Source organism: Pseudomonas protegens CHA0, from assembly GCF_000397205.1.
GTDB lineage: Bacteria > Pseudomonadota > Gammaproteobacteria > Pseudomonadales > Pseudomonadaceae > Aquipseudomonas > Aquipseudomonas protegens.
In genome coordinates, this window is the sequence record NC_021237.1 from 3,187,470 (window position 1) to 3,211,345 (window position 23,876).

Here is a 23,876-nt window from a genome sequence, read left to right on the forward strand (position 1 = left end):
GCCGGCAAGCCGGCTCCTACGAGGCAATACGCAGCACCGGCAACTGTAGGAGCTGGCTTGCCCGCGAAGGCGATCCCACGGCCCCGCCGTCCGCCCGCCAAGGAAGCAACACTCAACAAGACAGGGAGTCACCGATGTCATTTCTCGAACCCGCTCCACTCCAGGGCTTTGCGCCATACACCGCGCCCCAGGAACCCCGGGAAGCCTGGCTGGCCCTGGCCGCCGGCATCGAACCTGCGGTGGCCCAGTATTTTCTGGTCAGCGCCCGTTGCGGCTGCTTCATGCAGGCGGCCCGCAGCCTGAACATCAAGGCCACGCTGCTGCGCAAGCAACTGGCGCAGTTGGAGGAGCACCTGCGTCGTTCGCTGTTCTGCTACCAGGGCAATGCCTTGAGCCTGAGCCGCGAAGGCCTGCAACTGCAGGCCCAGCTGATTGCCCTGGCCCACCAGCGGCGGCTGCCGGTGATCGAGCAACCCCTGATCCGCGTGGCCGTGGCGGAAACCATCCTCCACGACATCCTTGGCCGTGACCTGATCGCCTTGCTGCGGCGCAACGCCAGCGCCCGGCTGGAAATCATCTCCATCGACAGCGACCTGTCCCTGCAGGCCCTGAGCGCCGACCTGGTGCTGTGGCTGGCGGCCGAGGATTCACCCCTGCCGGGCCCCAGCTTCGCCACCCGCGAACCCATGCCCCTGGCGCGCATCGACTACCTGCCGCACATCGCCAAGCGCTACTCCCGGGTCGCGGCCCGCCCCGACAGCCTGGACGACCTGGCGGACTACATGCTGGTGCAGTGGCAGCACGACCGTCATATCGAGCCGTTCCGGCCCTGGAACAGCCTGGTGGAACAGCGCCTGGCCGGGGTGGTGCAGGTGCATTCCTATGAACTGATGCTGGAGATGATCCGCTGCAGCGCCTGCATTGGCCTGCTGCCGCAGTACATGAGCCGCTTCGACCGCGGCCTCACCGCCTTGCCGGGCCTGTTCGAGGAAAGCATGCAACGCCGCGCCTGGCTGGCGGTCAATGCCCAGGTGGAGCATGAAGAGCAGGTACAGCAACTGGTGGAACTGATCCTCAACACCTTCAGCGAACGCCAGGACTGGTTCGTTTGAGGCGAGCCGTTTTGTCGGAGTGACCAGGGCCGAACTCTTGGTGCTATCCGGACCGGGTGCTTGGGCTCATGCCTTGGAGTCAGGGGTCGTGAAATCCTCCCAGAAGTCTTGTACTTCGGCGTTGCTGCTCTTCCGATCGGGGAAGTGGGTGATGTTCCACTGGGTGTCGGTACTGAACTCGTCGCCGAGCAGGTCTTTGGCGATAGCGTTGGCTTTGATGGCCTCCTGCCGGTCTGCCGGCACGTCACCCTCAAGGTCCTCGCCCTCTGGGTTGATCCATACGCCTGGCGCCGGGTTAACGCCAGGATCCCCTGCGTAGGCCTCTTGCAATCGCTTGCGCTCCGCCACTATCTCGGCTGCTTCAGCTCGGGGAGTACCACGAGAAACAAGCAGTGCTTGTTCCATGGCGTCGATTTGCCGTTGTTTCAGCTCAAATGCGTCGTTGTCATCTTTGTAGAACATTCGGTGGTTCCTTGTGCATTGCTTGTTCAGTGGATGGGGTTCACCGAGGCTGTTTGTGACTGACCTTGGATGCCTTACAAGTTAATCGGTGGCCGCCCCCCGGTTTGTGTAATTCAACGAGGGGATGACGGGAAAATGTTGTAGCACCATGACGAACCACTCAGGATGGGCGCAGGACAACGGAGGGTGGGTGCGGTGTGATTAACAGGATTCCCAAGTTTCACGAAGTCATCGAGCTGTTTTACGAGCGGGCTGTGTTCAAAAGGTCGAAGGCGCCTTTGCCGCGGCAAGGCCAGAGCCTGGAGCAGCGCCAGAAGCGTCAGCAGGCAATGCTCGACCTAGTGACCAGGCGGATGGCGGAGGGGGGAGATGATTCACTGCTGACCCCGGTGTTGCGCAATTTGCGGGAGATTCACAAGCACCTAGGGTTCGTTGCCTTGTTTCCTGACAAGGACGTATGCGCTACGCACTTGTATTTCTGGCTGATCGTGTGGCCACAACTTGAGCAAATGTTCGTGGACGCCTTGGAGAATGGTCAGGGTTCTATCCCATTGCGCTATCTGGCACGTTGCTATGAGTGCTATGGAGACCGGCTCTTCGGCGACCCGGTGGCGACGAGGGAGGCCATTCTGACAAGTTTAGAGGCGTCTCTGGTACAGGTCATGGAGTGCTTGGGAATTCCCCAGCAAAGGGCGCAGGCGGCTATTTTGCAGTTCCTGCGACGTTTGGGTCGCCTGATTCGGCATGATTCGTTTCCGGGAAGAACCTCGGTCGACGCGCCCGTGAAGGAATTGGAGCTGGCCTTGGGGCGATCACAGAAAGCCGGAGCAGTCATTCAGCACCTGGAACATCTGTTCGAAGGTGTAAAGGTGCTGCATGCCGCGGGCCGGTGGTCGTTGCCTGAGCCCAGACCGGTGCTGCCGGATGAGTTGCACGAAGTACACCGAAACCTTTATCAGCAGGCCAGGAGTGATGCTGCGGTCGGCAGACGCTCGCCGAGCTTGTTGCTCGACAGGCTGGTGAGCATTTTCAAAGCCCAGATCAGGCATGTGGAGCCTGGTGAGTTTCTGTCGCAACAAGCGAGGCAAGTCGGGCGGTCAAAGGCGACTCGCAGCTTGATCGAGCATAATGCCGGGCAGCTCCATGCCTATGTCTTGCTGGAGCAGATCAAGAGTGACCTTCATGTCGGGCGCCGGCTGCAGCGCGTCGAAAACAGTGTTCAGGTGCTGGTTGGGATATCCGGTTCAGATCGAGAGTGCTGGCAGGCGTTCTTCCAGGACATTTCGTTGTCGCTGTTCCTGCTCAACGCGATCTTTTCCTCTGCCTTAACCCTGATTCAGCGGCTCTTCGGCGAGGAGGCCTTCGCAGAGGCCGCGTTGATCCTCAGGCGTCTAGTCGAGGCCGAACAGACCGAAGGACAGCAGCGGGAACGACTGCTTGCTGTGGCGGCTCGAGAGCAGATCAGTGCGCTCAAGGCGTTGCTGGATTCCTACCACGCCCAGCATCACCTGGGGTGGCTATCGATGGAGCTTCTTGCCTTCATCTATGCCTTTAAATACAACTACGATCCAGGATTTCAGCCGCATGCCACGGACAAGCTGGAGGCGATTCTCGATGACTGTGTCGATCAGCGAGACATCCGTCACCGGATTGTCTATGAAACCCAATTCGGCCGCTGTACGCGCACCCTGAGCCCGGCGGGCGCGGATGTAGCACTTATCATGATCCATCAATACAACCGCTACATACTCGCTCACTGTGAGTATCCGTTGGAGTATCTGTGCAATCCGCTGCAACGCTTGAGTGAGATTCTGCAACGTTCCTTGAGCGCTGCCAGCGCCGGAGGGGAGATCGAGGCGGCGACCCTCAAGCGTTGCATCAATGCAGAGTTTGGGACGGGCAAAAGCAAGTCGGTCATGCGTATTGGTGGTCTCCGTCCCTACGAGTGTCTGCGTGATGTGGGCTTCTATCTGTCAGCATTGCACCTAGAGAAGCAAGAAGCCCTGAACCCGGGGTTATTTCTCTATCTTGCGTTGTCGGATGCTTTGCAGCACCAGGTTCTGCAACTGCTTTCACCTGCAAGCTATGCCGAGGATCTGCGTCGACAGCAAGCTCGCTCACCCGAGTCGCCAGACCAGGGTTTCTAAGGTTTGCGCTTTGTGCTTGAGCGCCTCGCCAGAGTTATACGCATGCCCGTACACTCGATGGCCACTTCGACTTCAAGGATGACCTCGCCATGCCCAACGCCCATCCCACCATCGTCATCGAGCGGTGCAACGAAGCTCATATCGACGGCCTGACGGCGCTGTACAGCGAACCCAGTGTGGCGGCCCAGACCCTGCAACTGCCTTACCAGTCCCGCGAGTTGTGGCGCAAGCGCGTCGGGCTGGGGCAGGAAAACGAGGGACTGGTGGCCCTGGTTGCCCTGCACCAGGGTGCGGTGATCGGCAGTTGCAGCTTGCTGCAGGTGGCGCGGGTGCGCCGGGCCCATTGCGCCGATATCGGCATGGGCGTATCCCCGGCCTGGCAACGCCAGGGCATCGGCAGCCGCCTGCTGGCGGCCGTGCTGGAGGTGGCCGACAACTGGATGAACCTGCGCCGGGTGGAGTTGACGGTGTATGCCGACAACCAGGCCGCCATCGGCCTGTACCGCAAGTTCGGCTTCGAAACCGAAGGCCAGCTGCGCGACTACGCCGTACGCGACGGCGGTTATGTCGATGTGCTGAGCATGGCGCGCTTGCGTCGTTGAGGCCGGGTTCGTGTAGCCGCTGCCGCAGGCTCGGGCCGCGTTCGGACGATCGGCTCCGCAGCAGAGGCAGGGATCCAGGCGATCGCCCTGCAAGGCCCTGCGGGCCTTGACGTTCACTCCAGCAAAGCGAAATCCACCGCCGCCCGGGCATGCAATTCGGTGGTGTCCAACAGGGGCAGGGCGCTGTGCTCGGGCTTGAGCAGCAGGCCGATTTCCGTGCAGCCGAGGATGATCGCCTCGGCACCACGGGCCTGGAGCCCGTCGATCACGTGTTGGTACAGCCGCCGCGAGCTCTCGCTGACAACGCCCACGCACAGCTCCTCATAGATGATGCGGTGCACCGCCTGGCGCTGCGCTGCATCGGGCACCAGCACCTTCAGGCCCTGGTCTTCCAGGCGGCCTTTGAGGAACGCCTGCTCCATGGTGAAGGCTGTGCCCAGCAGCCCCACGCTCAGGGTGCCGGCTGCCTGGGCGGCCTGCACCACGGGGTCGGCAATATGCACAAAGGGCACTCCAATGGCGGCCTCTATTTGCCCGGCGACCTTGTGCATGGTGTTGGTGCAGAGCACCACGCATTCGGCGCCGCCGGCTTCCAGGCGCCGGGCTGCCTCCACCAGGATCGCCGCCGCGTCGTCCCAGCGCCCGGCATGCTGGGCCTGTTCGACAGGCCCGAAGTCGACGCTGTACATTAACAGCCGCGCTGAACGCAGCGGCCCCAGTCGATCGCGAACCTGCTGATTGATCAGGCGATAGTATTCGGCGCTGGACTCCCAGCTCATGCCGCCGATCAGGCCGATGGTGCGCATGGGCAACTCCTCTGTGGTGCGGTTGGGTAAGCCTCAGTTTCACGCCGCCATGGGTGGCGATCTATCAGGAAATTTCACATGCCCCAGGTGCTCGAACATCGCCTGCTGGACGGCCGCCTGCTGCTGCAACTGCTGCCGGCCGCGGCCTACAGCGCCCGCGATCCGGCCCAGTGGCAGACCTTGGGGGTGACCCTGGAACGCCAGCGCGGGGTGCATGCCATCGACTCCGACCGCCGCGAGGATTTCGATACCTGGCCCGGCACCCTGGCCCTGACGCCCGCAGGCATTGAGGTGTTTTCCGAATCCGCCATGGGCGGCGAATACCTGCTGCTGCGCTGGCAGGGCGCGACGCCGCTGGTTCCTGGCCAGCGCCGGATGCAGAGCCCGGGGCATGCCCGCGCCCTGGCCCTGGGGCGCGAAGCCAGGCGCCTGCTGCTGGCGCCCGAGGCCGATGAGCTGGCTCTTGAGCAATGCGCGCTGGCGTTTCTGGGGCTGGCCCAGCCCGGGCGGGCAGCGCCAGCCCGGGCCCCGGAGTTGGGGCAGGTGCTGCAACAGATGGCCGATGAATACGCCCGGCCCCTGTCACTGGCGCAACTGGCCCTGACCTACGGCCACAACGAACTGCGCCTGCTGCGCGACTTTCGTCGTGCTGTAGGCATCACGCCCCATGCCTGGATCACCGAGGTGCGGCTGCAAGCGGCCCGGCGGCTGCTGGAGCACACGGACCTGCCCCTGGCGGCGGTTGCCCAGGACTGTGGTTTTGCCCATCAGTCCCACCTGGGCAGCGCCTTGCGCCAAACCATCGGCCTGACGCCGCGTCAGTACCGGCTGCAGTTTCAGCGCCGAGCGGCGGATACCCTGGTAACGCCTCGCCAGTGATCGTCGCCAGCGGCCCGCAGGATCATCATCGGTGGGCGCAGCTACAGGGCTCGGCGAGCCGGCGGGCAAACAACTCAACGCCCGACACCGGCATCTGCCATGCTCAGGGCCGGCGACCTGCTGTTCTCAAAGGTCGAAGCCAGGGACACAGCACAATGGACGATATCCAGCAACTGGGCGAGATGCTGCGCCACTACGCGGCCAGTGAAGCCCACAAGAAGCAGCTGTTCGACAGCCAGTCGGTGGTCTGGGCGCGTCGCATTCATCAATTGTTCGGGCAGATCGAAGACTGGCTGGCGCCGGTATTGCTGCCGGACCTGCTGGCGTTGCAACGCGAGCCCTATGTGGCCTTCAGCCCGGCGGTGCCGCTGGAGGTCTCGACCTTCAAGAGCGAGAAGCTGACCATCCATATCGCCGGCAAACCGGTGGAGTTCGTGCCGGATGTGATGGGCCCCCAAGGGCAGATTTCCCTGGCGGTGATCGGCCTGACTGCGGCGCGGCTGGGCAGCGTGTCCCTGGTCGGCGAGGCTTCGGGCGGCTGGCAATGGCGCAAGACCAACGGCTTGAAGGACCCTGACGTCTTTGCCTTTGACGGCAATTTCCTCGCCGCTCAGTTGCAGAGCCTGATCCCCCGCGAGCGCGCCTGACCCGGCCAATACCCCCACTGTAGGAGCTGGCTTGCCAGCCAAAGCGCTCTACATATCCAGGTTTATCCAACCCGGCTTGGCTTCCTCCGGCGTCACGGCGTTGATTTTCTTGCCCGTGGCCAGCTCCACCCGGCGGGCTACGTCGGGGTCGTCGGCGAAGGGGATCAGGCTGGCGTCGTCCAGGCTCTTGGCACTCTGGTGACGCAGGCAGTACTCGATGCAGAGGTAGAGAAACGCCACCCCCAGCAGGTTGAGCAGTATATCCATGGGTTTTCAGGCTCCCTGAAACGCAACACGCCGGCCACGGGGGCCGGCGTGGGGCAGGTGGGTCAGGCGATCCGGGCGTCGCTCAGCGCCAGGCGCTCATCGGCAACGCGCACGGTGCGCCAGGTGTTGTAGGCCATCAGCAGCATGCCGCTGAGGAAGAACACGCCGCCGGCGAAACGCACCACGAACCCCGGATGGCTGGCCACCAGGGCCTCGACGAAGGAGTAGGTGAGGGTGCCGTCTTCGTTCACCGCGCGCCACATCAGGCCCTGGGTGATGCCATTGACCCACATCGAGGCGATGTACAGCACGGTGCCGATGGTGGCGAGCCAGAAGTGCAGGTTGATCAGCGGCACGCTGTACATCTGCTCGCGGCCGAAGACCTTGGGCACCATGTGGTAGATGGCCCCGAAGGTGATCATCGCCACCCAGCCCAGGGCACCGGCGTGTACGTGGCCGATGGTCCAGTCGGTGTAGTGGGACAGGGCGTTGACGGTCTTGATCGCCATCATCGGGCCCTCGAAGGTGGACATGCCGTAGAACGCCAGGGACAGCACCAGGAAGCGCAGGATCGGGTCGGTGCGCAGCTTATGCCAGGCCCCGGAGAGGGTCATCATGCCGTTGATCATGCCGCCCCAGCTCGGGGCCAGGAGGATCAGCGACATGGCCATGCCCAGGGACTGGGCCCAGTCCGGCAGCGCGGTGTAGTGCAGGTGGTGCGGGCCGGCCCAGATGTACAGGGTGATCAGCGCCCAGAAGTGCACGATGGACAGGCGATAGGAGTACACCGGGCGCCCGACTTGCTTGGGCACGAAGTAGTACATCATCCCGAGAAAGCCCGTGGTCAGGAAAAAGCCTACGGCGTTGTGCCCGTACCACCACTGGACCATGGCGTCGGTGGCCCCGGAATACACCGGGTAGGACTTGAACCAGTCCACCGGGATCGACAGGTGGTTGACCACGTGGAGCATGGCGATCACCAGGATGAAGGCGCCGAAGAACCAGTTGCCGACGTAGATGTGCTGGCTCTTGCGCCGCACCACGGTGGTGAAGAACACAATCGCGTAGGCGACCCAGACCACCGCCATCCACACCGCGCCGGCGAATTCGATCTCGGCGTATTCCTTGGTGGTGGTGTAGCCCAGGGGCAGGGTGATCAGCATGATCACGATCACCGACTGCCAGCCCCAGAAGGTGAAGGCGGCCAGGGTGTCGGAGTACAGCCGCACCTGGCAGGTGCGCTGGACCGCGTAGTAGCTGGCGGCGAACTGCGCGCTGCCGGCGAAACCGAAGATCACCAGGCTGGTGTGCAGCGGCCGCAGCCGGCCGAAGGTGCTCCAGGGCAGGTCGAGGTTCATCTCCGGCCACACCAGCTGCGAGGCAATCCACACCCCCATGGCCATGCCGATCACGCCCCATACCACTGTTGCGACGACGAATTGGCGAACCACCTTGTAGTTGTAGGCCTGTCCGATTGTTGCTGAGTTCATGGTCAATGCTTCCACGGTTGCAAAGTCTTGCCAGGCCACCCGGTCTGGCACGGGGTGCACTGTAGGAATCAGCGGGGAAACAAAACAGGCTCAGAAAAACCACATTAATACGGATCAGATTTTCCTCATGCCTACGGTGGTGCAGCCTTGGCTGATATGGTTTTTTAGTTTTTACCTGAATCTGTAACGCTCTGCGCCGTACGCGCATAGTCGCCCCCTCACAACACGCGCCGTTTAGAGCACGATCAGCTTCGATGAGGTAGGGACATGTATCAGTACGACGACTATGACCGGGCCCTGGTGCTTGAGCGGGTGGCGCAGTTTCGCGACCAGGTCGAGCGCTTCATGGGCGGCCAACTGAGCGAGGAGGAGTTCCTGCCCCTGCGCCTGCAGAACGGCCTGTATATGCAGAAGCACGCCTACATGCTGCGGGTGGCGATTCCCTACGGCACCCTCAGCGCCCGGCAGATGCGTACCCTGGCCAGCATCGCCCGGGACTTCGACCGCGGCTACGGCCACTTCACCACCCGGCAGAACCTGCAGTTCAACTGGATCGAGCTGGCCCAGGTGCCGGACATCCTGCAGCGCCTGGCCGAGGTGGAGATGCATGCCATCCAGACCTCCGGCAACTGTGTGCGCAACATCACCACCGAGGCCTTTGCCGGGGTCGCCGCCGATGAGTACCTGGACCCGCGTCCCCTGGCGGAGATCCTGCGCCAGTGGTCCACCATCAACCCGGAATTCCTGTTCCTGCCACGCAAGTTCAAGATCGCCATCTGCTCGGCCAAGCAGGACCGCGCGGCGATCATGATGCATGACATCGGCCTCTATCTTTACCGCGCCCGCAGCGGCGAAATGCTCCTGCGCGTGATCGTCGGCGGGGGCCTGGGGCGCACGCCGATCCTTGGCCTGCAGATTCGCGACGGATTGCCCTGGCAGCACCTGCTGTCCTACGTCGAGGCGGTGCTGCGGGTCTACAACCGCTACGGCCGGCGTGACAACAAGTACAAGGCGCGGATCAAGATCCTGGTCAAGGCCCTGGGCATCGAGGCCTTCGCCAAGGAAGTGGAGGAGGAGTGGCAGCACCTCAAGGATGGCCCGGCGCAGCTCACCGAGGACGAATTCCAGCGGGTGGCCAGCGCCTTTGTGCCGCCGATCTACGAGCGCCTGGCGGACACCGATCTGGATTACGGCAGCCACCTGGCCGAGTCCCCGGCCTTCGCCCGCTGGGTGGCGCGCAATGTGCACCCGCACAAGGTGCCGGGTTATACCTGCGTGGTGCTGTCCACCAAACCGGGGCCAAGCTCGCCGCCGGGGGACGTCACCGGTCAGCAGATGGACGCGGTGGCCGACTGGTCCGAGCGCTTCGGCTTTGGCGAAATCCGTATTGCCCATGAACAGAACATCGTCCTGCCGGATGTGCCCAAGTCGCAGCTGTTCGAGCTTTGGCAGTGTGCCAGCGAACACGGTCTGGGCACCGCCAACGCGGGCTTGCTGACCGACATCATCGCCTGCCCGGGCGGTGACTTCTGCGCCCTGGCCAACGCCCGGTCGCTGCCGATTACCCTGGCCATCCAGCAGCGCTTCGAGGACCTGGACTACCTCCACGACCTGGGGGATATCAGCCTGAACATCTCCGGCTGCATGAACGCTTGCGGCCACCACCACATCGGCAATATCGGCATCCTCGGGGTCGACAAGAACGGCAGCGAGTGGTTCCAGGTCACCCTGGGCGGGGCCAAGGGCCGTGACAGCGCCCTGGGCAAGGTGATCGGGCCGTCCTTCAGCGCCGAGGAAATCCCCGAAGTGATCGAGCGCATCATCGCCACTTTCGTGCGCTACCGCGAAAGCGACGAACCCTTCGTCGAAACCCTGCAGCGCATCGGCCTGGAGCCGTTCAAGGAGCGGGTCTATCCCAAGGCTATGGAGGCGCTGGCATGAACAACCTGTTGCGTCTGCACGAGGGCGACGCCCAATTGGTGGAGGACGATGCCTGGAGCCTGGTGCGCGGGGTTGACGATACGCTGCCCGACGGGCCGCTGATCCTGCCCTTGGCCCTGTGGCTGATACGTCGCATCGAGCATCACCCGGCCCGGGACGGCGTTTGGATCGGTCCGGATGACGAAGTGGAAAGCCTCAAGCCCTGGCTCAAGCTGATCCCGCTGATCGCCGTGGACTTCCCCAGCTTTCGTGATGGCCGGGGTTACAGCCAGGCCTACCTGCTGCGCACTCGCCTGGGCTGGATGGGCGAATTGCGAGCGATTGGCGATGTGCTGCGCGACCAGTTGAGCCATATGCGCCAATGCGGCTTCGACAGCTTTGCCGTGCGTGAAGACAAATGCGCGCTGGACGCACTCAAAGGGTTGGCGGGGATGAGCGTGCTGTATGGCCGCTCGGTGATCGAGCCGCGGCCGCTGTTTCGTCGGCGCTGAAGGTGGCGCGCGGTTGCGCTGGTTAATGTAATTTCTAGAATAAATAGTCGTTTAAAATCAATAGATTAATATTGATAGTTAATCTTGTTTGATTGGTTTTAGGAAGGCTCGGGTAACCGAGCCCTCCTTGCCACCCCGCCTATTGCAACGCCGGGTCCCCGGGGTTGAGCTGCTTCCATTGCTGCATCAGTGCCTGGGCCTTGGGTTCCTGGCCGCTCTCCAAGTAGTACTGGATCAGGCTCAGGCGCGCATTGCGCTGGGTCGGCTGGCGCTGCAGCAGGGCTTGCAACTGACGGTTGGCAGCGTCCTGCTGGCCACTGTCGTGCAGGGCCACTGCCAGCACATAGGCGTACTGAGCATTCTGCGGTTCCAGCTCGGCGGCCTTTTTCAAGGCGGCCATGGCCCGGGCAGTGTCGCCCCCACGAATCAGGCTCAGGCCCCGTGTGTGCTGTAGCAGCGCCGACTCCGGGTGCTGTTGCAGGGCCTGGGCCAGCAATTGCTGCGCCTCCTGGCTGCGGCCATTGGCTTCCAGCCACTGTCCCAGGGTCACCAGGGCCGGGAAGAAGTCGCTGTCGCGGCGCAAGGCTGCGCGCAGGTAGGGTTCGACCTCGGCACCGCGCCCGCTGGCCTGGTAGAGCATGGCCAGGTTGAGGTTGGCTTCGGCCCGCTCCACGAGGCTCAACTGCACCGCTTCATATTCGCCAAGGGCTTTGTCCCAGGCCCCTTGAGCCGGGCCCAGGCCACTGCGCGCGGCGCCCAGCAGATCGCGAGCCGCGGTGATCCGCACGGCCTTGACCGGGTCTTGCAGCAGGGGCACCAGCAGCGGGCCACGTTCGGCTGGCGGCACCAGGGCGCTGGTGGCTCGCACCGCGCTTTCGCGCACCTGGGGGGCCGCATGCCCGAGGGCCTGGGTAGCCAGTTGCAGTGCCTGGGCATTGGGATAGTTGGCCAGCTCGGCCAGCAGGGTGGCACGCCGGATCGGTGGCAGATCGCTGCGCTGCAGTTGTTCCTGCAACGCCTGGGCTGCCCCTGGGTGGCCGCCGCGGATCAACCACAGGCTGTCGTCGTAGCGCGGTGGCTGGGGTGGGCTGTTGGCGGTCCATAACTGGAACTGCCGGCTGATGCGTTCGCCGGCCTGTTGCCCCTGGTGGCAGCCCAGGCAGGCATCGGCCGTGCCAAGCTTCTGCGCCCGCAGCGGGTTGGGCAGGCTGAAGCTGTGGTCATGGCGATAGTCATTGCCCATGTAGACCTTGCCCGGCATGTGGCAGTCCACGCATTGCGCACCGGGCTGGCCGGGGGTGTGCCGGTGATGCTCGGGGGAATCGTAATCCTTGGCCTGCAAGCCGCGTCCGTCAATGCCGGCTGCCGCGCTCTTGCCGGCGGGGTTGTGGCATTGCAGGCATACGGCGTTGCCCGGGGCCTTGAGCTGGGTGCTGTGGGGGTTGTGGCAATTGCTGCAGCGCACCCCCTTGTCGAACATCTTGCTCTGGGCGAAGGAGCCGTATTCGAACACCTCGTCCTTGATCTTGCCGTCCAGGGCGTACAGCTCCCGGGTCAGGGCGCTGGGCAGGTAGTCATCCATCAGGCGCTGGCCGACGTGGTAGCCGTCGCCCAGGGGCGCGCGCCGCGCGTGGCAGCGGGCGCAGGTCTCGATCTCCTGGGTGGCGCTTGCGGCCTTGAGGTCCACGGCGAAGCCGGCGTTGGCCAGGGTGGCCTTGCTGGCCGTGGCCTGCAGGTGGTTGGAGGCCGGGCCGTGACAGGCCTGGCAGCCAACGCCGAGGCTGTTCCAGCGGCTGTCGAAGCGCTCCTGGCTGGCGCTGAAATTGCGCTGGTAGCCGGTGGTATGGCATTCCACACACATGAAGTTGGCGTTCTGGCTGGGCTTGCTCCAGTGCAGCGGGTTCTTGAAGTTAACGCCCTGGCCCGGATACAGGTGGAACCACTGCTGCTTGCGGGTATCCCAGGCCACGCCCAGGGCCTGCAGGCGTCCCTGGCCGACCTCGATCAGGTATTGCTGCAAGGGCTCGATGCCGAAGGTGTAGGCCACCTTGAAGTCCGCGGGCCTGCCGTCGGCTCCGGGGGTGTTGACCCAGAACTCGGTCCCGCGGCGAAACAACCGGGTGCTTTCGCCTTCGGCCTTGAAACGCTGTTCATTGAAATTGCCCAGCACCGTCTGCGGGTTGGCCTCCTGCATCGCCAGTTGATGGTGCGAGCCTTGCCAGTCCCTGGCCTGGGCCTGGTGGCAGCCCTGGCAGGCCTGTTCATCGACGTACTGGGCGGCCGGTAGCGCCGGCACGGCCTTGGGCTGGGCGGGGGGCGGGGCCGCAGCCACCTGCGGCGCCGCCAGCCGGGGCGGTTCGGCCAGCAGGAACCAGACGAGCCCGCCGAGCACCAGCAGCAACAGCAGGGCGCTGAAGGGGAACAGGTAGCGGTGGGGCGAAGGTGCGGTTGAAGCAGGGGGTGTCGAGCGTGGGTTATTCTTCTTCGGCTTGGGCATTGCGACGTCCGTATCCAGAATGCGGTGCCTTGATCGGCACTCTCAGGCTCGATGGAGCTTTGACGGCAGCTGCCGGTCTGTCAAATCCGGGCTGTGAATCAGCCCGCAAGCCGTGACAAACAACCCGCGCCGGCGGGGCAAAGCGCCGGCTTTTGGCTATACCTTAATTTCCCCTAGCCAGTCCCTGGCTGCTGCACCTACAGGAGTTACACATGAAGCTTGCTCTGACCCTCAGCATGCTGTGCCTTGCCACCCTCGGGATGGTGGGCTGTTCCAGCAAAGTGCCCCAGCCTGACGAGTACTCCGGGTTTCTCAGCGACTACAGCCAGCTCAAGGAAGCCAAGTCGCCCTCCGGCGTGGAGGTGATGCGCTGGATCGATCCCAAGCTCAAGTTGAGCAACTACAGCAGCGTGTACATCGAACCGACCCAGTTCTACCCGCAGCCGCAGCCGACGGCGAAGATCCCCCAGAGCACCCTGACCGCCATCACCCGTTACTACGACCAGGCACTGCAGCGCGAGGTGAGCAAATCCCTGCCACTGGCCACCGGCCCGGGCCCGGGGGTGATCGTGGTGCGCGCGGCGATTACCGCAGTCACCAGCAAGACCGAGGGCCTGAAGCCCTATGAAATCATTCCCGTGGCCCTGGTGGCGGCGGCGGTGAGCACCGCCAGTGGCATCCGCGACCAGGAAACCACCCTGGCCACCGAGGCGGCGTTCCTGGATGGCAGCACCCACGCGGTGATTGCCGAAGTGGTTCGCAAAGGCACCGGCAAGCCCCTGGAAAACGACACCCAGGTGATGCAGGCCAGCGACGTGAAGAACGTCATCGACGGCTGGGCCTATGACATGCACCAGTCCTACCTGCAACTGAAGAAAAAGTGACCGACCGTTGATGGCCGCGGCATCTTGAAAGGTGCCGCGGCCATCGTTCGGTTTCAGTACTGGCTGCGCGCCAGTTTGTTGTAGTGGTAGAGCATCTGGTCGTAACCCTGGGTCACTGCGTGGTAGTCGTCGCTCAGGCGTTGCGGCTCGGCATGTTGCTGCCAGTCGCGGTGCAGGGTGTCCAGCGCCTTGAGGTACTGTTCGCCGGGCTGGGCGATCAGTTGCCAGAGGTACAGCACCTGCTCGGTGTTCTTGTCCGGCTGGCCTGTTTTCAGGTACTGCTGCCGAGCGTCCCAGGTCTGGCGCAACTGCCGGGTGACCTGCGCCAGTTGGTCCGGGGTCAGGCTTTGCTGGCGTACGCCTGCCTCGACAAATTCCACGGTGCTGCGGGCCTGGATCATGTAATCGAGCAATGCCCAGTGGGCATTGCGCCCCAGGCGTTGCTCCAGGCGCAGCAGTTGCTGGCTGCGCGGTTCGATATCCAGGGCCGGGAGCAGCCGGCGCACGGCATTGGAAGCTTCCAGGTAAGCCTCGCTCTGTTGCGCCAGTTGGCGGGCAAACTCATCCAGTTGCGCCTCGGTCAGGGGCCGCCCGATGCCCATTTTGCGCATGAAGGAATCCTTGGTCAGGGCCGCGAAGGGCCCGAGCACTTGCAGATAGCGCACGGTGGCGGGGAGCAAAGGGCTGTCCGGGGCCAGGACCTGCAACTTGTCGGTGATCCTGCCGGGGCAGTTGAGGCGGTACAGTGCGTCGATGTCCTGGTGGCTGTAGGCATACAGGTCGTAGGCTTCGGGCGCCTTGGCCCGGGGCGCACCCTCGGTCATGAAGGCCTGGTGGGCCAGGCGCCAGGGCACATCCACCTGGTTCATGCAATTGACGATCGGCGCCAGGGCATTGGCCTGGGCGGTGCTCGGGCTGTCCTGGTAGTCCAGCCACAGGTCGAGGCGCCCCAGGGGCTTGCTGGCCCCGGCCAGGCCGACCAGCGTCAACCCCAGAACCAGGCCGATGGGCAGCAACCAATTGGGGTTCATGGCTGCCCCTCCTGGCCGTACCACTGGCGGGCGGTGGCCGGGGCCGTGCAGCCCTCGGCATTGGCGGGCATGCGCGCGCACAGGCGTTCGCTCCATTGCTGCAGGCCCTGGTTGGGGTTGAGCGTGCGCTGGCTGGTGAACAGCTGGAGGCTGCCCAGGCCTGCCACCAGCACCATGCAGCCCAGGCCGATCAACAGCCGCCGGCGCCAGGGAGCGGGTTTTTCCCAGGAAGCCTGGGCCTTGAGTTCGCGGCGCCGCAGGCTCGCCACCCCCAGCAGCACGGCCAGGTAAGTGGCGGCGCTGACCGGGCCGCAGAAATATCCCAGGGCACCGCTGATCAGCAGGGCCGGCAGCAGGTCGCGCAGGACCAGCACCTCACGGTCCGGGTCGAGCCAGTGCGGCAGGCGTGCGCCGAGTGCCTGGTCGCGTACCCAGAGGCGGTGAGCCAGAGGCTGCCAGAGCCACCCCAGCAGGGCCCCGGCGCCGGCAAAACAGGTGCTCCAGAACAGCGTCACGCCGATGATTTCCCCCAGGCTGCCGGCTTGCGGCGCATAGCGGGCCACGGCCCCCGCCAGGCAGGCGAGGACAATGCCCAGGTACATGGGCCAGGCGTTGAAAGCGAACTCCCAGTCGCGCCAGAAGAACGGCGTGCCGCCGGGCATGCCGGCCGATACCTCGGGGTGATTGGCGTGCAGCCGCGAGCTCAGTTGGCGGCAGCAGGCCCAGTCATCGGGGCGCAGGCGCCGGGCGAAGTTGCGCCGGCGGGTGAAACTGATGGGCGCCAGCAGCAGGTAGGCGGCGCGCTGTTGCGGGCTGGCCGGCGCCTGGGTGGCCAGGGCCTGCTGGCGGGCAATGAATACCGGTGCTTCGTCACGGGCTTTGAGGCGCTCCCATTCCAGCGCCGGACAGGCGTTGTCCGCACCGTTGTGCCAGCCCTGGCCGGCACACACCGCGGCGAACCCCGGGCTGGACCAGTAGGGGCTGTTGAGCAGCAGCTCCACCAGTTGCAGGTTGAACCACTGGCCCTGGTCCAGGCTGTTCAGCCAGGGCTGCTGCTGGCGTTGCGCGTAGGCCTGGAGCAGAGCCTGGTCGTCGCGCTGGGCCAGGGCGTCCTGCAGGGGCTGCAAGAGCTTTTCCTGGCACTGTTCCAGCAATGCATCGATCAGGTACTCCGGCAGTTCCAGGCGCTGCCAGGCGCTGAGCCAGTGGAACGTGGCAAAGGCCCAGGCCAGCAGCTGTTGCGATTGGTCCGGGCGTTCCACGCAGTGGCGCAACAGGCCCAGCTCGAACTCCAGCAGGCAGTCGCTCTGGATCGCCTGCTGATAGCGCAGGTCCAGTTGCTCGATGCGGATGCCCTCCAGCAAGGGGGCGACTCGCTGCGCCGGCGACAGCGGCTTTGGGCCCTGCGGCGCCTGCCCGGCCAGCGGCACCGGATCTTCGTCCGAATGTGGATCCTGCTCCTGCATGCCCAGCCACCGGGCTTGCTCCAGCGCCGATTCATAGGCTTCGCGCAGGCGCTGGAACGCCACCGGGTCTTCATCCGGGCGGGTCTGCTTGAGCAGCCTGGCGTAGTGGCGTTTGATGGTGCGGGTATCGGCGGTGGCCGGCAGGCCGAGCAGGGTCCAGCAACTCATTGGGCGGTACGACTCCATGAAAGACCGCCGCGCCCGGGCAGTGGCGCGCTGAAACTGCGCACCCTACCGGTTTCCTGAAAAAAAGTCCCAAGCCGGATGAGGCCCGGCTCGGCTTCGTCTCTGTGGTCGGCGCACCGATGGAGTCAGTAGAGAACTACCATTGGTTTAGAGCGGGCGAGGCCGGCGCATTGGGGGATGGGCTGTCAGTTAATGTTACTTATGATTATTTCCGCAAAGTTTAAGTGGTTAAGATTGTGTGATTTATTTATTTTAAAAAACTATATAAAACATATAGATACGGTTAAGACATGAAGTTATTTATTGTTTCTTGTGAGCTTTTTGCACTGATGCCAGGGAGGAATGCCCCGAATGCCCGTAGTAGAGCGTACGACTTCTTTCGCCGGCTACAGCCCGGCTCAGGTACTGGATTTCTGCCTCGAAGGCGCCAACTTTCCAAAGATTTTCCCCGCGCGTGTCACGCCCTTGGGGGGCCTCGATATCAATGACCTGCGCATCAGTGTCGGGCGCCAGTTCAGCTTCCTGCACTGGATGTTCGGTGTCATACCGGCGAAATGGACAGTGGTTATACGTGAGGTCGGCGACCGGCATTTTGTCGACGAGATGCTCAAGGGGCCGCTGCGGGCCTTTCGCCATGAGCACCGGGTCGAGGCCGCCGAAGGGGGCACCCTGTACACCGACCGGGTGACCTACAGGGCCATAGGTGGTGCACCTTTGGAGTGGTTGATGGTCAATGCCTACATGGCGCGGATTTTCGATGCCCGGCACCGCAACATGCTGCGGTTGCTCAGTTGATTGCCGTGCCTTGCCCTGTTTTCCAATGCCAAGGAGCATGCCCATGAGCAAGAAGATACTGGTGGTCCTGACCAGCGTGGCCAAATACCCCAACCTGGCCCGCGCCACTGGCCTGTGGCTGGGTGAGGCGGTGCATTTCGTGAAGAAGGTCGAGGCGGCGGGCTTCGAGGTGGACTACGTGAGCCCCAAGGGTGGCTACGTACCCATCGACCCCCATAGCCTGGCCATGGCCGACGACACCGACTGGCAGTGGTACCAGGACAGTGCCTTCATGAGCCGCCTGGGCTCGACCCTCAAGCCTTCCCAGGTCAGGTCCGGGGACTATGTGGCGATCTATTACGCCGGTGGCCACGGCGTGGTCTGGGATTTTCCCGATAACCCGGAACTGCAGGCCCTGAGCCGGGAGATCTATGAGCAGGGGGGCTATGTCAGCTCGGTGTGCCATGGCGCGGTGGGCTTGCTCAACATCAAGCTGGGCGACGGTAGGCTGCTGATCGCCGGCAAGCAGGTCACCGGTTTCTCCAATGAAGAGGAGAAACTCGCCGAACTGGACCAGTACGTGCCCTACCTGACGGAAACCGAACTGGTCAAGCGCGGTGCCCTTTACCAGAAGGCCGCCGCACCCTGGGCGCCGTTCGCGGTGGAGGATCAGCGGGTGATCACCGGGCAGAACCCGGCGTCCGGTGGCCCGGTGGCCGATCTGCTCCTGGCGCACCTCAACAAATAACCGTAGGAGCCGGCTTGCCGGCGAAGGCGGCCTTGAGGCTTGCTCAAGTCTCGAAATCGCTTTCGCTGGCAAGCCAGCTCCTACACCGAAACACCCAAATTCACCCCTGTAGGAGCCGGCTTGCCGGCGAAGGGGCCCTTGAGGCTTGCGCAAGGTTTGAAAGCGCCTTCGCTGGCAAGCCAGCCCCTGCATCCGGTAATGCCGGTGTCGGGGCGGGTTGTTGGACAATTTGCCCGTGGGGCATAGGTGCCCGGGCCGTTTCATGCTTAACTTCGGCCTCTCAGGAATTTCTCATTGCTGTTCCATCATCACTGTTCAATAAGGACTCCGTTCATGGCTCAAGTCACTCTCAAAGGCAACCCGGTGCAGGTTAACGGCCAACTGCCGCAAGTCGGTTCCAAAGCCCCAGCGTTCACCCTGGTGGGCGCAGGCCTGGCCGATGTTTCCCTGAGCAGCCTCGCCGGCAAGCGCAAGGTGCTGAACATCTTCCCAAGCGTCGACACCCCGACCTGCGCCACCTCGGTGCGCAAGTTCAACGCCCAGGCCAACGAGCTGGCCAACACCGTGGTGCTGTGCATCTCTGCCGACCTGCCATTCGCCCAGGCACGCTTCTGCGGCGCAGAAGGCCTGGAAAACGTGCAGAACCTGTCGACCCTGCGTGGCCGCGAGTTCATCGAGAACTACGGCGTGGCCATCGCCGACGGCCCGCTGGCCGGCCTGACTGCCCGCGCCGTGGTGGTGCTGGACGAAAACGACAAGGTGCTGCACAGCGAGCTGGTCAAGGAAATCGCCGAAGAGCCGAACTACGATGCGGCCCTGGCCGTGCTCAAGTAACAGGTTTTACAATTATTCACGGCCTGGCTCTGTCCAGGCCGTTTTTATTTGTGCTTCAGTGGCTTAGCACCGCTCCTTGAAACGTCAGTCAAAGGTAAATTGCCGGTAAAGGCGCTTTGCTAAAACGGTTCCAGTGCTTATCTTTCAGCCTTCTCAAAGAAGCCTCCCACGCGCCCAATGGTTGATCACTCCATGCAATCCTCTGTCTCCCGCAACTCCCGTCGCTGGCTGTTCGGCCTGTTCGTCCTGCTGCTGGTCGTTGGCCTGTGCTGGAAATTCTGGCCGGCCAGTACCCACCAGGAGGCCGCCGGGCAGAAAGCCGCGGCCGGGCATACAGGGCGCAGCGGTAGCATGCGCCCCGGTTTCGGCGGCGCCAGCGGGCCGATCCCGGTGCGGGTGTCACCGGTGACCCAGGGGGATTTCGCGGTGTACTACAAGGCCCTGGGCACGGTGACGGCTCTGAACACCATCAATGTGCGCAGCCGGGTCGCGGGGGAACTGGTCAAGGTCAACTTCGAGGAAGGGCAGATGGTCAAGGCCGGCGACCTGCTGGCACAGATCGATCCGCGTCCGTACCAGAACGCCTTGCTCCAGGCCGAAGGCACCTTGCTGCAGAACCAGGCCCAACTGAAGAACGCCCAGGTCGACCTTGAGCGTTACCGCGGGCTGTACGCCCAGGACAGCATCGCCAAACAGACCCTGGACACCGCCGCGGCGCTGGTGGGGCAGTACCAGGGTACGGTCAAGACCAACCAGGCGGCGGTCAACGACGCCAAGCTCAACCTGGAATTCACCAACATCCGCGCGCCGATCGCCGGCCGCCTGGGCCTGCGCCAGCTGGACGTGGGCAACCTGGTGGCGGCCAACGACACCACCGCGCTGGTGATCATCACCCAGACCCAGCCCATCAGCGTGGCCTTCACCCTGCCGGAAAACAGCCTGGAAACCGTGCTCGCTCGCTACCACAGCGGCGCCAGGCTGGCGGTGGAAGCCTGGGACCGCGGTGACGTGAAGCTGCAGGCCACAGGCGTGCTGCAGAGCCTGGACAACCAGATCGACACCACCACCGGCACCCTGAAGTTCAAGGCGCGCTTCGATAACCGCGACCAGGGCCTGTTCCCCAACCAGTTCGTCAATGTGCGGCTGCTGGCCGATACCCTGAAGAACGTGGTGCTGGCGCCCTCGGCGGCGATCCAGTTCGGCACCAACGGCACCTTCGTCTACGCCCTGGATGGCGACAACAAGGTGAAGATCCGCCAGCTCAAGGTGGGCGCCAGCAACGGCGACTCGACGGTGATCCAGGACGGCCTCAAGGCCGGTGACCGGGTGGTGATGGAAGGCACCGACCGCCTCAAGGACGGCAGCGAAGTGGAAGTGGTCAACGACAGCATCGACGTGCCCACCACCCCCACCGAACACCTGCAAGGGCAGCCCGCCGGGGCACCGGCCGCAGACGGCAAGCCGGTTGATGGCAAGGCGCAAAAGGTCGGCGCATGAATTTCTCGCGGCTGTTCATCCTCCGTCCGGTAGCCACCACCCTGAGCATGCTGGCCATTGTCCTGGCCGGCCTGATCGCCTATCGCCTGCTGCCGGTGTCGGCCTTGCCCCAGGTGGACTACCCGACCATCCGGGTCATGACCCTGTACCCCGGGGCCAGCCCGGACGTGATGACCAGCGCGGTCACCGCGCCCCTGGAACGCCAGTTCGGGCAGATGCCCGGCCTGACCCAGATGGCCTCCACCAGTTCCGGCGGGGCCTCGGTGCTGACCCTGCGCTTCAGCCTCGATATCAATATGGACGTGGCCGAGCAGCAGGTGCAGGCGGCGATCAACGCTGCCACCAACCTGTTGCCCAAGGACCTGCCGGCCCCGCCGGTGTACAACAAGGTCAACCCGGCGGACACCCCGGTGCTGACCCTGGCCATTACCTCCAAGACCATGCTGCTGCCCAAGCTCAATGACCTGGTGGATACGCGCATGGCGCAGAAGATCGCCCAGATCAGCGGCGTCGGCATGGTCAGCATTGCCGGCGGCCAGCGCCAGGCGGTGCGGATCAAGGTCAACCCCGAGGCCCTGGCGGCCAACGGGCTGAACCTGGCGGACGTGCGCGCCCTGATTGGCGCCTCCAACGTCAACCAGCCCAAGGGCAACTTCGACGGCCCGACCCGGGTCTCGATGCTCGACGCCAACGACCAGTTGACCTCGCCCAAGGACTACGCCGAGCTGATCCTGGCCTACAACAATGGCGCGCCGCTGCGCCTGAAGGATGTGGCCGAGATCGTCGATGGCGCGGAGAACGAGCGCCTGGCGGCCTGGGCCAACGAGAACCAGGCGGTGCTGCTCAATATCCAGCGCCAGCCCGGGGCCAACGTGATCGAGGTGGTGGACCGGATCAAGGCGCTGCTGCCGAGCATCACCGACAACCTGCCGGCAGGCCTGGACGTCACCGTGCTCACCGACCGTACCCAGACCATCCGCGCTTCGGTCAAGGATGTGCAGCACGAGCTGTTGATCGCCATCGCGCTGGTGGTGATGGTGACCTTCCTGTTCCTGCGCCGCGCCAGTGCCACCATCATTCCTTCGATTGCCGTGCCACTGTCGCTGATCGGCACCTTCGGGGTGATGTACCTGGCCGGCTTCTCGGTGAACAACCTGACCCTGATGGCCCTGACCATCGCCACCGGCTTCGTGGTGGACGATGCCATCGTCATGCTGGAGAACATCTCGCGCTTCATCGAGGAGGGCGACAGCCCGATGCAGGCAGCGCTCAAGGGCGCCAGGCAGATCGGCTTCACCCTGATCTCCCTGACCCTGTCGCTGATCGCGGTGCTGATCCCGCTGCTGTTCATGGCGGATGTGGTGGGGCGGCTGTTCCGCGAGTTCGCCATCACCCTGGCGGTGGCGATCCTGATTTCCCTGGTGGTGTCCCTGACCCTGACCCCGATGATGTGCGCGCGGCTGCTCAAGCGTGAGCCCAAGCCTGAAGAGCAGGGGCGCTTCTACCGCGCCAGCGGGGCCTGGATCGACTGGCTGATCGAAAGCTACGGGCGCAAGTTGCAGTGGGTACTCAAGCACCAGTTCCTGACCCTGATGGTGGCCATCGGCACCCTGGGCCTGACCGTGTTCCTTTATATGGTGGTGCCCAAGGGTTTCTTCCCGGTGCAGGACACCGGGGTCATCCAGGGCATTTCCGAGGCGCCGCAGTCGGTGTCCTTCGCCGCCATGAGCCAGCGCCAGCAGGACCTGGCCAAGATCATCCTGCAGGACCCGGCGGTGCAAAGCCTGTCGTCCTACATCGGGGTGGACGGCGACAACGCCACCCTCAACAGCGGCCGCCTGCTGATCAACCTCAAGCCCCACAGCGAGCGCGACCTGAGCGCAGCCCAGGTGATCGCGCGGATCCAGCCCGAGGTGGACAAGCTGCTGGGCATCCGCCTGTTCATGCAGCCGGTACAGGACCTGACCATCGAGGACCGGGTCAGCCGCACCCAGTACCAGTTCAGCCTGTCGTCGCCAGATGCCGAGCTGCTGAGCCTGTGGAGCAATCGCCTGGTGCAGGCCCTGGCCCAGCGCCCGGAGCTCACCGACGTGGCCAGCGACCTGCAGGACAAGGGCCTGCAGGTGTTCATGGTGATCGACCGTGACGCCGCGTCCCGGGTCGGGGTTTCGGTGGCGAACATCACCGACGCCCTGTACGACGCCTTCGGCCAGCGCCAGATCTCCACCATCTACACCCAGGCCAGCCAGTACCGGGTGGTGCTCCAGGCCCAGGCCGGCGAGCGCATCGGGCCCCAGGCCCTGGAGCAGATCCACGTCAAGACCACCGATGGCGGCCAAGTGCGGCTGTCGAGCCTGGCCCATGTCGAGGAGCGCCAGGCGCAACTGGCCATCGCCCATATCGGCCAGTTCCCGGCGGTGATGATGTCCTTCAATCTGGCTCCGGGCGTGGCCCTGGGCAAGGCGGTGGACGTGATCGAGCAGGTGCAGCAGGAGATCGGCATGCCGGTGGGCGTGCAGACCCGCTTCCAGGGCGCGGCGGAAGCCTTCCAGGCCTCGCTGTCGAGCACCTTGCTGCTGATCCTGGCGGCGGTGGTGACCATGTACATCGTGCTCGGCGTGCTCTATGAGAGCTATATCCACCCGATCACCATCCTCTCCACCTTGCCCTCGGCGGCGGTGGGGGCCTTGCTGGCGCTGATCCTCAGTGGCAACGACCTGGGCATGATCGCCATCATCGGCATCATCCTGCTGATCGGCATCGTCAAGAAGAACGCAATCATGATGATCGACTTCGCCCTCGACGCCGAACGCCACCAGGGCATGGCCCCGGAACAGGCTATCTACCAGGCGGCGCTGCTGCGTTTCCGGCCGATCCTGATGACCACCCTGGCGGCGCTGTTCGGCGCCGTGCCACTGATGCTGGCCACCGGTTCCGGCGCCGAGCTGCGCCAGCCCCTGGGCCTGGTGATGGTGGGCGGCCTGCTGGTGAGCCAGGTGCTGACCCTGTTCACCACGCCGGTGATCTACCTGTACTTCGACCGCCTGGGCCGGCGCTTCGGCAAGCGTGAAGACGCCCAAGAGGTGGAGGCATGAAGGGCCGCAGCCTGCCTCAA

The 23,876-nt window shown here is 64.1% G+C and carries 20 protein-coding genes; 13 read left to right on the top strand and 7 right to left on the bottom strand.

Annotated features, from left to right (window positions below):
• Positions 1–134 precede the first annotated feature (134 nt).
• Entirely contained in the window at positions 135–1,112 is a 978-nt protein-coding gene (locus PFLCHA0_RS14435; protein ID WP_011061119.1) for a LysR family transcriptional regulator, read from the top strand.
• Positions 1,113–1,178: 66 nt separating this feature from the next.
• On the opposite strand, the gene PFLCHA0_RS14440 is transcribed toward PFLCHA0_RS14435, so the two are convergent.
• Positions 1,179–1,574, bottom strand: coding sequence for a hypothetical protein (locus PFLCHA0_RS14440; protein WP_015635487.1), 396 nt, complete (start codon positions 1,572–1,574; stop codon positions 1,179–1,181).
• A 197-nt stretch (positions 1,575–1,771) separates the two neighbouring features.
• Between PFLCHA0_RS14440 and PFLCHA0_RS14445 the strand changes: the two genes are divergently transcribed.
• Together PFLCHA0_RS14445 and PFLCHA0_RS14450 are read left to right on the top strand one after the other, a co-directional pair.
• On the top strand, positions 1,772–3,721 hold the full coding sequence (locus PFLCHA0_RS14445; RefSeq protein ID WP_041752229.1) for a hypothetical protein: 1,950 nt from the start codon (positions 1,772–1,774) through the stop codon (positions 3,719–3,721).
• A gap of 89 nt (positions 3,722–3,810) precedes the next feature.
• Positions 3,811–4,323, top strand: coding sequence for a GNAT family N-acetyltransferase (locus PFLCHA0_RS14450; protein ID WP_011061120.1), 513 nt, complete (start codon positions 3,811–3,813; stop codon positions 4,321–4,323).
• Between the two features lie 113 nt (positions 4,324–4,436).
• Here the strand turns inward: PFLCHA0_RS14450 and PFLCHA0_RS14455 are convergent, their stop codons facing one another.
• On the bottom strand, positions 4,437–5,129 hold the full coding sequence (locus PFLCHA0_RS14455; RefSeq protein ID WP_011061121.1) for an aspartate/glutamate racemase family protein: 693 nt from the start codon (positions 5,127–5,129) through the stop codon (positions 4,437–4,439).
• Between the two features lie 78 nt (positions 5,130–5,207).
• On the opposite strand from PFLCHA0_RS14455, the gene PFLCHA0_RS14460 reads away from it, so the two are divergent.
• Positions 5,208–6,008: a helix-turn-helix domain-containing protein gene (locus PFLCHA0_RS14460; protein ID WP_015635489.1), complete on the top strand. Its 801-nt coding sequence runs from the start codon at positions 5,208–5,210 to the stop codon at positions 6,006–6,008.
• A 155-nt stretch (positions 6,009–6,163) separates the two neighbouring features.
• A complete protein-coding gene (locus PFLCHA0_RS14465; RefSeq protein ID WP_015635490.1) occupies positions 6,164–6,655 on the top strand; it encodes an SET domain-containing protein in 492 nt (163 codons plus the stop codon).
• A gap of 48 nt (positions 6,656–6,703) precedes the next feature.
• On the opposite strand, the gene PFLCHA0_RS14470 is transcribed toward PFLCHA0_RS14465, so the two are convergent.
• The gene (locus tag PFLCHA0_RS14470; protein WP_015635491.1) at positions 6,704–6,922 is read right to left on the bottom strand and encodes a hypothetical protein; all 219 of its coding nucleotides are present in this window, start codon (positions 6,920–6,922) and stop codon (positions 6,704–6,706) included.
• A gap of 62 nt (positions 6,923–6,984) precedes the next feature.
• Positions 6,985–8,412 (bottom strand): cytochrome-c oxidase, cbb3-type subunit I, encoded by a 1,428-nt coding sequence (gene ccoN / locus PFLCHA0_RS14475; RefSeq protein WP_011061125.1) that lies wholly within the window; start codon positions 8,410–8,412, stop codon positions 6,985–6,987.
• A 267-nt stretch (positions 8,413–8,679) separates the two neighbouring features.
• Here ccoN and PFLCHA0_RS14480 point away from each other — a divergent pair, with 267 nt between their 5' ends.
• Together PFLCHA0_RS14480 and PFLCHA0_RS14485 are read left to right on the top strand one after the other, a co-directional pair.
• Positions 8,680–10,353, top strand: coding sequence for a nitrite/sulfite reductase (locus tag PFLCHA0_RS14480; protein ID WP_015635492.1), 1,674 nt, complete (start codon positions 8,680–8,682; stop codon positions 10,351–10,353).
• Positions 10,350–10,844, top strand: coding sequence for a DUF934 domain-containing protein (locus tag PFLCHA0_RS14485; protein WP_015635493.1), 495 nt, complete (start codon positions 10,350–10,352; stop codon positions 10,842–10,844). The genes PFLCHA0_RS14480 and PFLCHA0_RS14485 overlap by 4 nt, the downstream gene beginning before the upstream one ends.
• Positions 10,845–10,983: 139 nt before the next feature.
• Here the strand turns inward: PFLCHA0_RS14485 and PFLCHA0_RS14490 are convergent, their stop codons facing one another.
• Positions 10,984–13,341, bottom strand: coding sequence for a tetratricopeptide repeat protein (locus tag PFLCHA0_RS14490; RefSeq protein WP_041752232.1), 2,358 nt, complete (start codon positions 13,339–13,341; stop codon positions 10,984–10,986).
• Positions 13,342–13,553: 212 nt separating this feature from the next.
• On the opposite strand from PFLCHA0_RS14490, the gene PFLCHA0_RS14495 reads away from it, so the two are divergent.
• A complete protein-coding gene (locus PFLCHA0_RS14495; protein WP_015635495.1) occupies positions 13,554–14,225 on the top strand; it encodes a DUF3313 domain-containing protein in 672 nt (223 codons plus the stop codon).
• A 53-nt stretch (positions 14,226–14,278) separates the two neighbouring features.
• Here the strand turns inward: PFLCHA0_RS14495 and PFLCHA0_RS14500 are convergent, their stop codons facing one another.
• Complete coding sequence (locus tag PFLCHA0_RS14500) at positions 14,279–15,256, bottom strand: DUF3829 domain-containing protein (protein ID WP_015635496.1); 978 nt, start codon at positions 15,254–15,256, stop codon at positions 14,279–14,281.
• Positions 15,253–16,890, bottom strand: coding sequence for a molecular chaperone DnaJ (locus PFLCHA0_RS14505; protein WP_015635497.1), 1,638 nt, complete (start codon positions 16,888–16,890; stop codon positions 15,253–15,255). Before PFLCHA0_RS14505 ends, PFLCHA0_RS14500 begins: the two co-directional genes overlap by 4 nt.
• Positions 16,891–17,259: 369 nt before the next feature.
• Between PFLCHA0_RS14505 and PFLCHA0_RS14510 the strand changes: the two genes are divergently transcribed.
• The 5 genes from PFLCHA0_RS14510 to PFLCHA0_RS14530 all read left to right on the top strand — a co-directional run bounded on the left by PFLCHA0_RS14510 (position 17,260) and on the right by PFLCHA0_RS14530 (position 23,856).
• Positions 17,260–17,703 carry an SRPBCC family protein gene (locus PFLCHA0_RS14510; RefSeq protein WP_015635498.1) on the top strand — a complete coding sequence of 148 codons (444 nt, stop codon included), beginning with the start codon at positions 17,260–17,262 and terminating at the stop codon, positions 17,701–17,703.
• 43 nt (positions 17,704–17,746) lie between these two features.
• Positions 17,747–18,430, top strand: a complete 684-nt coding sequence (locus tag PFLCHA0_RS14515; RefSeq protein ID WP_015635499.1) for a type 1 glutamine amidotransferase domain-containing protein — start codon at positions 17,747–17,749, stop codon at positions 18,428–18,430.
• A gap of 333 nt (positions 18,431–18,763) precedes the next feature.
• Positions 18,764–19,264, top strand: a complete 501-nt coding sequence (gene tpx, locus PFLCHA0_RS14520) for a thiol peroxidase (protein ID WP_011061148.1) — start codon at positions 18,764–18,766, stop codon at positions 19,262–19,264.
• Positions 19,265–19,441: 177 nt separating this feature from the next.
• Positions 19,442–20,761: an MdtA/MuxA family multidrug efflux RND transporter periplasmic adaptor subunit gene (locus tag PFLCHA0_RS14525; RefSeq protein WP_015635501.1), complete on the top strand. Its 1,320-nt coding sequence runs from the start codon at positions 19,442–19,444 to the stop codon at positions 20,759–20,761.
• On the top strand, positions 20,758–23,856 hold the full coding sequence (locus PFLCHA0_RS14530) for an MdtB/MuxB family multidrug efflux RND transporter permease subunit (RefSeq protein ID WP_015635502.1): 3,099 nt from the start codon (positions 20,758–20,760) through the stop codon (positions 23,854–23,856). Before PFLCHA0_RS14525 ends, PFLCHA0_RS14530 begins: the two co-directional genes overlap by 4 nt.
• Positions 23,857–23,876 lie beyond the last annotated feature (20 nt).